10 protein-coding genes, 4 tRNA genes and 1 other RNA gene are annotated in these 10159 nt (G+C 53.0%); 11 read left to right on the top strand and 4 right to left on the bottom strand.

Annotated features, from left to right (window positions below; all coding sequences use genetic code 11):
- Nucleotides 1-35 precede the first annotated feature (35 nt).
- The 9 genes from B5D32_RS12170 (at nucleotide 36) to B5D32_RS12130 (ending at nucleotide 8425) form a co-directional block, all read left to right on the top strand.
- On the top strand, nucleotides 36-791 hold the full coding sequence (locus B5D32_RS12170) for an adenine nucleotide alpha hydrolase family protein (RefSeq protein ID WP_078785284.1): 756 nt from the start codon (nucleotides 36-38) through the stop codon (nucleotides 789-791).
- The gene (locus B5D32_RS12165; protein WP_078785283.1) at nucleotides 791-1198 is read left to right on the top strand and encodes a recombinase family protein; all 408 of its coding nucleotides are present in this window, start codon (nucleotides 791-793) and stop codon (nucleotides 1196-1198) included. Before B5D32_RS12170 ends, B5D32_RS12165 begins: the two co-directional genes overlap by 1 nt.
- A gap of 40 nt (nucleotides 1199-1238) precedes the next feature.
- Nucleotides 1239-1685, top strand: coding sequence for a PcfB family protein (locus B5D32_RS12160; protein WP_078785282.1), 447 nt, complete (start codon nucleotides 1239-1241; stop codon nucleotides 1683-1685).
- A complete protein-coding gene (locus B5D32_RS12155; RefSeq protein ID WP_078785281.1) occupies nucleotides 1682-3472 on the top strand; it encodes a VirD4-like conjugal transfer protein, CD1115 family in 1791 nt (596 codons plus the stop codon). The genes B5D32_RS12160 and B5D32_RS12155 overlap by 4 nt, the downstream gene beginning before the upstream one ends.
- Nucleotides 3473-3492: 20 nt before the next feature.
- Complete coding sequence (locus B5D32_RS12150; RefSeq protein ID WP_078785280.1) at nucleotides 3493-3699, top strand: hypothetical protein; 207 nt, start codon at nucleotides 3493-3495, stop codon at nucleotides 3697-3699.
- Nucleotides 3700-3771: 72 nt separating this feature from the next.
- Nucleotides 3772-4536, top strand: a complete 765-nt coding sequence (locus B5D32_RS12145; protein ID WP_078785279.1) for a VirB6/TrbL-like conjugal transfer protein, CD1112 family — start codon at nucleotides 3772-3774, stop codon at nucleotides 4534-4536.
- Between the two features lie 15 nt (nucleotides 4537-4551).
- On the top strand, nucleotides 4552-5064 hold the full coding sequence (locus tag B5D32_RS12140) for a PrgI family protein (RefSeq protein ID WP_078785278.1): 513 nt from the start codon (nucleotides 4552-4554) through the stop codon (nucleotides 5062-5064).
- 19 nt (nucleotides 5065-5083) lie between these two features.
- Nucleotides 5084-7105 carry a VirB4-like conjugal transfer ATPase, CD1110 family gene (locus B5D32_RS12135; protein WP_078785277.1) on the top strand — a complete coding sequence of 674 codons (2022 nt, stop codon included), beginning with the start codon at nucleotides 5084-5086 and terminating at the stop codon, nucleotides 7103-7105.
- Nucleotides 7106-7276: 171 nt separating this feature from the next.
- On the top strand, nucleotides 7277-8425 hold the full coding sequence (locus tag B5D32_RS12130; protein ID WP_078785276.1) for a tyrosine-type recombinase/integrase: 1149 nt from the start codon (nucleotides 7277-7279) through the stop codon (nucleotides 8423-8425).
- A 63-nt stretch (nucleotides 8426-8488) separates the two neighbouring features.
- Here B5D32_RS12130 and B5D32_RS12125 read toward each other — a convergent pair.
- A tRNA-Pro gene (locus B5D32_RS12125) sits at nucleotides 8489-8565 on the bottom strand.
- Nucleotides 8566-8760: 195 nt separating this feature from the next.
- Between B5D32_RS12125 and smpB the strand changes: the two genes are divergently transcribed.
- Together smpB and ssrA are read left to right on the top strand one after the other, a co-directional pair.
- On the top strand, nucleotides 8761-9228 hold the full coding sequence (gene smpB / locus B5D32_RS12120; RefSeq protein ID WP_143402753.1) for an SsrA-binding protein SmpB: 468 nt from the start codon (nucleotides 8761-8763) through the stop codon (nucleotides 9226-9228).
- A gap of 46 nt (nucleotides 9229-9274) precedes the next feature.
- Nucleotides 9275-9627, top strand: a transfer-messenger RNA (tmRNA) gene (gene ssrA, locus B5D32_RS12115).
- A gap of 243 nt (nucleotides 9628-9870) precedes the next feature.
- Here ssrA and B5D32_RS12110 read toward each other — a convergent pair.
- The 3 genes from B5D32_RS12110 to B5D32_RS12100 form a co-directional block, all read right to left on the bottom strand.
- A tRNA-Trp gene (locus B5D32_RS12110) sits at nucleotides 9871-9946 on the bottom strand.
- Between the two features lie 48 nt (nucleotides 9947-9994).
- Nucleotides 9995-10070: transfer RNA gene (locus B5D32_RS12105), tRNA-Thr, on the bottom strand.
- A gap of 3 nt (nucleotides 10071-10073) precedes the next feature.
- Nucleotides 10074-10150 (bottom strand) — tRNA-Asp (locus tag B5D32_RS12100).
- Nucleotides 10151-10159: the final 9 nt, after the last annotated feature.

Below are 10159 nucleotides of genomic sequence, written 5' to 3'. Positions count from 1 at the left end.
TCTCGCGGGCCGCCCTATTTTTATTGGTGAATGACATGAAACATATCATCTGTTCGAGCTTCGGCAAAGACAGCAATGCAACAGCACTGCTGGCCTTGCAGCATGGCGAACCGCTGGACGAAATCATATACACTGAGGTCATGTTCAGCAAGGAGATATCCGGCGAGCTGCCCGAGCATACCCAGTTTATCTATGAAACCGCAATTCCGTACTTTGAAAAGCGCGGTATCCCCACAAGAGTTTTGCACGCTGAAAAGACGTATCTGGATTGCTTTTACCATGTGGTGAGCCGCGGCAATGCACAGGGAAAGCTTGCCGCTTTTCCGCTGGCTGGGCGCTGTGCAATTCAACGAGATTGCAAGGTTCCGCCACTGGAAGCCTATAAAGAGAGTTTGCCGCCGGGTACGGTTTCCTATTTAGGTCTTGCCGCGGATGAACCGATCAGACTGGAGCGGCTAAAGCCTGACCAGGTTTCCCTTATGGCAAAGTACGGCGTGACAGAGCAGGATGCATTTGCCATGTGCAGGCAGGAGGGGCTGCTGTCGCCGCTGTATGAGTACAGCCACCGCGGCGGGTGCTGGTTCTGTCCCAACGCATCCATGACCGAGCTGCGGCATCTGTACCGGGCGCATCCTGACTTGTGGCAGCTGATGCTGGAATTGCAGGATACACCAAATAAGGCGACGGAACGCTTCAATCGTAATTTCACATTTGCCGAGCTGGACCTGCGGTTCCGTTTAGAAGGCGAGCAATTGAGTTTTTATGACCAAGAGCTGGAGGTAGAGAGATAATGCCAAATCAAGAAAAATTGCCCCGTGCATGGGTGTATGCGCGCATTCCCGGTGACTGCGCGGCGACCCGCGCGAGCTACGATGCCTGCTGCAGGCAGGCCGGTGACGACGGCTGGACGGTAGTCGGCGGCAGCATCGATTATAAAGGGCACGGCCCGCTGCGTGATGGGTATCAGAGTATGCTGCGCAGTATCAAGGACGGCAAGGTCGACTGCGTGTATGTCAGCCGTATGCGGCAGATCAGCGGCAAGGAGCGGTACCTGTACGCCTTTTTCAAGTGCGCAATGAATCACCATGTAAAAATCCGCACACTGGAATACAGCCTGCCGGACCGCTTGCAGCAATACAGGTTGGGAAAAAGAATCGAAGCATACGCCCAACGCACCGGCGTTCCGCTGCCGTGGTGAGGCTGAAATTTTATTGCGGAGAAAGCGAAGGTGATACCGCATGGTAGAAGAAACGGCCATCCGGGTGCAAATCAACGCAGCCAAGCTTGCCGGGCAGGGCATCTTTGGGATATTGCAGGCGGTTGCCAGTATGCTGCAAGCGCGGCAGTATGGGCAGCAATCAATTCAATCACTGAACCGGCAGTCGCAGGCTCTCGCTTCGGTGGAGCTGAACGACAAGACACTGCCCTATGTCAGGCGGCAGCTCAAGGAATACTCGGTGGACTTTGCCATTACCAAGGACAAGGACACCGGGCAGTTGAACCTGTGGTTCAAGGGGCAGGACGTGGACCGCATCCAGACCGCCATTGAAAACTGCATTGCTGCGCGCGGCAAGGAACGTCCCACCAGTCTGCTGCAGGAGTTGTCCGAACGGGCTATGCAGCGCACGAAGGAGCTGAACCAGCACCGCCCGCCGCCGGCGCAGGAGCGAGGTGAGCGGCTATGAAGGAACAGCGCACAAAGCAAATTCTGATCTGTCTTGCTGCAAGTCTGGGCTGCTTTTGGCTTGGCAACCGGGTTGGGGTTCTCTATGTATCGGCTGCCGGAACGGTCACTCAAAGGCTGGCCGCCGCGGTAAATCTTGGCAAAATTGTACTTCATCCCTTGCAACTGTCTTCTGCGCCGATTCCTGTAGGCTGCGGTGTTGGGGCTATTCTGCTGGCGGGTCTTGCTTACCTCTGCATAAAGTACAGCGGTCATCGGCTGGTGCCGCAGAAGGAGTACGGCAGCGCCCGCTGGGGTACAGCGGCGGACATTGCGCCGTTTCTCCATGAAAAGGCAAGTGAGAACATCCCCCTGACGGCCACAGAGTCCCTGAGCCTTGCCATGAAGATGCCGGTAACAGCGGAGAACAACTATAACCGCAACAAGAATATCATCGTGTTTGGTCCCTCCGGCTCCGGCAAGAGCTACAGCGTAGCCGGCCCGCAGCTGCTGCAGTTTAACAGCAATTATGTACTCAGTGATCCGAAGGGCGAACTGCTTGACACCTACGGAAATGTCCTGTTATCGCAAGGGTATGATGTGAAAGTGTTCAACCTGAAGGACCGTGACAAGTCCGACCACTACAATCCGTTTGCGTATATCCATGACACGGATGACATTGTGGTTGTTGCCAAGAATCTTATCAAAAATATGAAAGAGGACCCGCGGCAGAAAAACACAGCCGACCCGATATGGGAAGAAGGCTCTACTTCACTGCTGGAAGCGCTGCTTGCCTATGTGTATTTTGAGCAACCACCTGAGATGCACAATATGAACAGCGTGATGGAACTTTTTGTGCTGATGCAACATCGTTACGGACCACAGGGACGCAGCCAGTTGGACGATATATTCGAAGACCTGGCTATGGAAAAGCCTGCGTCATTCGCAGCGCGCCAATATGGACTGTACCATATGGCACCGGACAAAACCGCACAGAGTATTGATGTATCTCTCGGTATGCGTATGAGTGCGTTCAATATTCCTTCCATCATGAAGATCTGCGAGGATGACACCATTCACCTGGAAGAGCTGGCCAGCGACAAAAAGGTGGCGCTGTTCGTTGTCACACCAGACACCACCACAGCCTATAACTTTTTGGCAGCGGTCATGTTCCAGCAGTGCTTTCAGATTCTTGTGCATACCGCAAACAATCGTGAAGATCATTGCCTGCCTCGCCATGTGCGGTTTCTCTTAGATGAGTTTCCGAACATCGGCATGATTCCGGACTTCCAGATTCTGATCAGCACCATCCGCAGCCGAAATATCGGATGTACCCTGATTTACCAGTCAATCGCACAGCTAAAATCTCAGTACGGTGATGACTGGGGCACGATTCTGGAAAACTGTGATTCAGAGCTTGTGCTTGGCGGCGGCAATAACCCGGAGTCGCTGGAGTTCTTCGGTAAACAGCTGGGCAAACGGACCATCGATGTGCTGAACACCACAGAGAATCTCGGCGCACAGGGCTCCTTTTCCAAGAACTATCAAGTAGCCAGCCGTGATCTGATGACACCGGAAGAAATACGCACCATGCCGCGAAATCGTTGCTTATTGATGATTTCCGGTGTTGTGCCATTTTACTCTTACAAGTTTGATCTTAAAAAGCACCCTAATTACGCATTGGTAGAAAAAGAGGGGTATTATCCCTTCGACTACGAGAGGCGCGCAGAAAATAACTTTGCAGCCTTTATGAAAAATGTGCAGGAAATCAACAACATAGAACTCGACGATGACGAGTCTGACACATAAACAGAAAGAAGGAAACCTATATGGAAATGGTATCTACAATCACTTCTCTTATCACGAATGTTGTCAATTTTGCAGGTGGTCTGCTGCTGCTGTTTGGCGCAGTCACGCTGGGCACTAACCTGAAGGACCATAACGGCCCCGGCATCAGCAGCGGTGCCTGGTCGATTGCTGGCGGTGTTCTGATTATTGCCGTTGCCACCTACTTTGGCACACTGACGGTCAGCTGATAGGAGGTATGCGCTATTTTTGAGGATACGATACGAAGCCAACTGGCGGGTATTTCGGCCACCGTAAATGCTATGGGGCAGAACTCCGGTCTGCTGAGCAGTCTGACCGATTGGAACAGCACACTGGCCGGCTATGCAGATTCTATCAGCTCCGGCGTAGTCATGCCGATTGCACTTACCGTTCTGGCACTTTTTATGGTTTTGGAACTGTACAATTTCACCCAGACCATAGCCATGAACGGCGGCAGCACAGCTTTTACGATTCAGCAGGTGGCGCTGGTCATGCTGAAAATCACGCTTTGCCGCTGGGCTGTTCTACACTCCACGGAAATTCTAAATGCGATGTTTGAGGTAGCGGCTACGGTGACAAACGGCATAGCCGGTTATGTGGGCAGCGGACAGGTCAACACCGAGGTCGACATCGAAAACGCAATCAGAGCACTGCCGGGCGGCATCGGTAATATGCCTGTGGCCATGGAGCTTATGGTCGTAAGCTGGATGCTGCGTCTTGTCAACATTGTGATCAATACCATCGTTGCGGCCCGCTTCATTGAGCTGTACGTTTATAATGCCCTGGCTTCCCTGCCAATTGCCACGCTCTGCTATCGGGAGCTACATGGTATTGCTGTAAACTTCCTGAAAAACTACATGGCGGTGGCGCTGCAAGGGGCCGTTCTCTATCTTGTCATTGGCTTCTACCCTGCCCTGACAGCTTCATTGGGCAGTGGCGGTGACATTACCGAGCAGGCCTGGGCCATGCTGGGCAAATCCGTTATTCTGCTGGTGGCCGTGTTTATGAGCGGACGATTCACCAAAGCCATCACCAGCGCCATTTAATGGAGGAGTTCACCTATGCTCTCAACAAAAACCAATCTCGAAATCACGGAATATCACGAGAAATTCTTTCTCGGGCTTTCACTGCGTCAGCTGGCCTGCTTTGGTGTCGCTGCCGTGCTGGCCATAGCAAGCTGCTTCGTTTGTCTGCAATGGCTTCAGCTGGATATTCAGCTGGTTTCCTACATTGTTATGGTAGAAGTCTTACCCTTTCTTGGGCTGGGCTTTATCAGCCATAACGGGTATCCGTTTGAAAAGCTTGTAAAAATCTACTGGGCATGGTACTGCGGCCCCGCCGAGGTCGCAGTCTGCCCCCGTCAGGAGAAAAATTATGTTTTTACCAAAAAAGCACGCCGACTTGCCCATCGAGCCGAGTGTGTTGGAGTCTTTGCGCGCACAGGAGAAATCGTTAAAACGAGAAAAAAGGAAAGCCGCCAAAGAACTGCGGCAGCACGCAAAGCAGTTAAAGAAAGCCGAAAAACATGCAAAAAAGCGCATTGCCGCACGCAAAGCGCCACAGAAAGCCAGTGACTGCCTGCAATACCTGAGTATGTCGCAGGATGGCATCTGCGAGGTGGAGCCGGGGCTTTTCTCGATGACGATGGCGTTCACCGATGTGAACTTTCAAATCGCTATGTTGGAAGAGCAAAAGAACATTTTTACGAAATACAGTGAGTTTTTGAACCACTTCGATCCCTCGCTGCATCTGGAAATCAACCTTGTCACCCGCAGCATGGACGAGGAGCAGTTTCGCTGTGACACCTTTTTGCCCTTGTGTGGAGATGACCGTGACCAGTATGCCAAGGAGATGAACCAAGTGGTAGCTGAGAAAGCACTGCGCGGTCAGAACGGCTTGATTCGTGAAAAGTATGTTACTTTCAGCCTGCACGCCGAAAACTACCAGCAGGCGAAAGAGCAGTTGGAGAACCGTGCTGCCGACATTGCCGATCATTTCAAACGCATGGGCAGCAGTACACGCATCTTGTCCGGCATCGAACGTCTGAGCCTGTTACAAGGCATCATGCGGCCCAATGAGGAAATGAACTTTTCCTATGACTGGCTGCTGGCTGAGGACGATCTTACCACGAAGGATTTTATTTCACCCAGCTCTTACAACTGGCACCCGGAGCATGACGACTCGCGCGCCGTTTACCGTGACCGTTATCAGTTTGGCGACAAAATCGGCAAGACAATGTATCTGCGGGGCATAGCACCGGAAATGAAGAACGGTTTGTTCTCTATGCTGTCCGAGCTTCCGTTTGACCACGTCATCACAATGCATGTTGACGCTATGGACCAGGCAGAAGCCGTCCAGGAAATTGAGAAAAAGCTGGCCTATATGCACAAGGAAGAATACGATGCCATTGCCAAAGCACGCGAGCGAAACATGCCTGCCAGCATCGCCGTGAGCTATGATCTGAAATCCAAAATGCACCACACAGAGCAGATGATGGATGACATTACAACCAAAAACCAAAAAATCTTCAAAGTCTGCATCCTCATTCACACCTATGGCGATTCCAATGCACAGTTGGACGAGCGCGTGCGGCGCATTTGCAGCACCGTACAGCAACAGACCTGCCGCTTTGACAGCATTTTGTATGAGCAGCGCAACGCCATGAACAGTATGCTGCCGCTTGGCAAGAAATGGCTCGGGTTGGAGCGCACGCTGGAAACCGTCAGCACGGCCATCTATGTGCCGTTCACCACACAGGAACTGTTCCAGCCGGGCGGACTGTACGAGGGCATCAACGCCCGCAGTAAGAATCTGATACTGTGTAACCGCAAGCTGCTGCCCGCCCCTGCCGGTATGGTACTGGGTATGACGGGCTACGGCAAGTCTTTCTCCGTAATGCAGATGGTCACCAATATCATGCTTCGCTGGCCAGATGATGATATTGTTCTCATCGACCCAGAACAGGAGTACACGCATCTCGTTACAGCCATGGGTGGCGTAGTGATTGACATTTCCGCGTCCAGCCCCTCCCATATCAATCCCATGGACATCACGGAAGATTACGGTGATGACGAGGACCCCATCCGACTGAAAAGTCAGTTCTTGCAGAATTTCTGCCAGCTCATTCTACACAGCTCTGAATTGTCGCCGCAGGAACGTACCTTTATTGATGTAGCTGCCGGCCTGACCTACCAGCGCTATATGGCAAATCCCAAGCGCGAGGAAATGCCAACGCTGCACGACTTTTATAGAAATCTTGCGCTACAGGGAGAGGAAGTCAAGCCACTGCTTACAGCGTTGAAGCTATATGTAAGTGGCTCCATGGACCTGTTTGCCCACCAGACCAATGTGAACGTGCAGAATCATTGCATCTGCTTTAATACGGTCAAGCTGGGCAAGTCGATGCAGTCTATCGGCATGCTGACAGTGCTGGATCAGGTTTGGAACCGCATCACTCGGAACCGCGTGTTGGGACGCCGCACATGGGTGTTTACCGACGAGTTCCAGCAGCTGTTGGGCAACAAGGACTGCACGGACTTTTACTTTCAGCTGTCCAGCCGCGCCCGCAAGTGGGGTGCGATTCTGACCTCCATCACCCAGCAGATTATGCCGTGAAAGTACCTGCTTTCACGGCATTGCTGTGCCGCCATATTGGTTCCATTCGTACATTTTTGAAATCGTAACGATTGTAGTATACTGGTTTTGCGGACAAGGAAAACGCCCCGTCCCGACAGTCGAATCTTGGAGGTGCAGTCTTATGCCACAACGCTTTGGGAGGCCCTTCTCATGACAGCCAGCTTGCGCGTAAAAAACGACAAATATTATGTCGTGCTCACGCATACGACAGATGGCAAAAAAAATCAGACCTGGGTTTCCACAGGTCTGTCAGTAACAGGAAACGAGGGCAAAGCCAGGCAGCTCATGCTTGATATGCTCGGCGAAAAGCCTGAACAGGAAGTTCCTCCTGATATGCTTTTCAGTGACGCTGTGCGCCGCTGGCTGGAGGATGTCCGGCATCGTGTGGACGAGGTCACTTATCAGGGCTACGAGGTACAGGCCCGAGCGCACATCCTCCCCTACTTCGATGACCTGCAAATCCGGCTGTGTGATGTTGACGGCGAGACGCTGCAGACCTACATCAACGTAAAGGCCAAATTCGGGCGCTCTGACGGCCATGGCGGCCTGTCAGCGGTTAGCTTGCGCCAGCACAAGAACGTGCTCAATCAGACGCTCAAATTGGCGCAGAGGGACGGTCTGATCCAGACAAACCCTGCCGATTTGGTCGTCATGCCCCACGCAGCACAGTTTACCGGTACGTTCTACACCGAAGCGCAGATGCGAGACCTGCTGACCGCCGTCAAAAACGAGCGCCTCTACCCTATCATCTATGTCACCGCGCTGTACGGCCTGCGCCGCAGCGAGGTACTTGGGCTGAAATGGGACAGCATCAACTTTGCGATGCAAACGCTGACCATACGGCACACCGTGGCCCGGGTCACGAAGGTCGTGGAGAAGAACAAGACGAAGAACGCATCCAGCTTCCGCAGCTTTCCCCTGACCGACGATGCGGTGCGGCTGTTCAAAATCCTGCTTCAACAGGAACAAATCTACCGAAACCACTTCGGCAAGGACTACATAGACAACGACTATGTGTTCACCTGGGAGGACGGGCACCCCTACTCCCCCGATTATGTGAGCCACACCTTCCACAAGTTGCTGAAGAAGTACGACCTGCCCCATATCCGGTTCCACGACCTGCGCCACACCTGCGCCAGCATGCTGCTGTCGGAGGGCTACGGCCTGAAGGACGTGCAGGAGTGGCTCGGTCACTCGGACATCAAGATGACCGCGAACATCTACGGCCATCTGGACATACGCCGCAAGCGTTCCATCGCCAACGGTTTGGAGCAAGCGCTGCCGCGTTTGAAGCCGTAAAAAAACAAAAAAGCGCCAAATCCTTTCGGATTTGACGCTCCTGCTGACCTTGACAGCCATCTTTGGTCCGAGTGGCGAGAGTCGAACTCACGGCCTCTTGAACCCCATTCAAGCGCGCTACCAAACTGCGCTACACCCGGTCAACCGGGCTATCTCGAATCAGCTTTATTATTATAGCGGATATGGAGGAGAATGTCAACAGGGTTTTGCAAAAAATATAATTTTTGTATTTTTCCGCGCAAAGTGCTGCATAAATCCGACGGCGGATGCTTGACTTTCCCGCGCAGGTGCGCTATACTTAATATCCTACCATAATAGCAAAGGAGGTGTGCCCCATGGCAGAGGACAAGTGTGGGAAAAAAATGATTGCCGTCAACCGTGAGGTGCGCCACGAATACTTTGTCATCGAGGCACTGGAAACAGGCATCGAGCTGGTAGGCACCGAGGTCAAGAGCCTGCGCGCCGGAGGGGTCAACCTGAAGGATTCCTGGGCAGACATCGATGACGGCGAGCTGATCGCCAAGGGCATCCACATCAGCCCCTATGAGCAGGGCAACATCTTCAACAAGGACCCGCGCCGCCCGCGGCGTTTGCTGGCACACAAGGCGGAGATCCGCCGTCTGGGGCAGCAGATCAAGCTACAGGGCTACACGCTGGTGCCGCTCTCTCTTTACTTTAAAAAAGGGCGCGTCAAGCTGGAGCTGGGCCTGTGCAAGGGCAAAAAGCTGTATGACAAGCGTGCGTCTGCTGCGGCGCGCGACGCCAAGCGCGACATTGACCGCGCACTCAAAACGCAGCGATAAGTTGTTTCTACTTCACTTTCCCGGTGGGCTTGCCTGCCGAATATACGGGGCTGTAATGGTTTCGACGGGGAGAGAGAGGCGTGAGCAGCGGGCCGTGGCGGTGACCCACGATAAAAGCGCCAACTTAAATTAACTGACAACAATTATCCTGTTGCCGTAGCTGCCTAATTAGGCGCTGCCGTCCTGCCCGTGTTAGTACCGCATGGGGTCAGGGCGTCGATTAGGTACTGAACGTGAACGGGCTTAAGCTTTGCGGCCCGGCATGAACTTATGAAGCTACCAAGGTGTAGTGCGTGTGTGCTCGCCCGCACCAAGGGAAATTTAATAAACACACTGCGCCCGGAGATACTCTAACTGATTTCTTTTCGGACACGGGTTCGACTCCCGTCAGCTCCACCATATTGTGCAAATCCGAACTCAATCTTCTTTGTGAAGCATTGTTTCGGATTTGTTTTTGTTTTAGAGGATGTGGATCAGTCCACATCCTCTTTTTTCGGCGCATTGTAAGTAAACGCCTGTTTGGCATTCCAGATGCCAGCCGTGGTCGGGTCGCTCCCGCCAACCCGCCCGCCGCACATGCCCAGTCCCTACAACGCAGCAAAAAACAAAAAGCCGCTTACCTCAAACGAGATAAGCGGCTTTTGGCAGGGGTAGAAGGATTCGAACCCTCGGCACGCGGTTTTGGAGACCGCTGCTCTACCAACTGAGCTATGCCCCTATACTAATGATGCCCACAATGCGTATCTTGCACTGTGGGCATCAGCGCTGGAGCTGCTAAGCAGATTTGAACTGCTGACCTCATCCTTACCAAGGATGCGCTCTACCAACTGAGCTATAGCAGCGTATGGCGACCCGAATCAGGCTCGAACTGACGACCTCTAGCGTGACAGGCTAGCGTTCTAACCAACTGAACTACCGGGCCATACCCAGC

The organism is Gemmiger formicilis (assembly GCF_900167555.1).
GTDB classification, from domain to species: Bacteria; Bacillota; Clostridia; order Oscillospirales; family Ruminococcaceae; genus Gemmiger; species Gemmiger formicilis.
The sequence above is the reverse complement of the archived record's forward strand: the minus strand, read 5'-3'. Positions and strand labels throughout refer to the sequence as shown.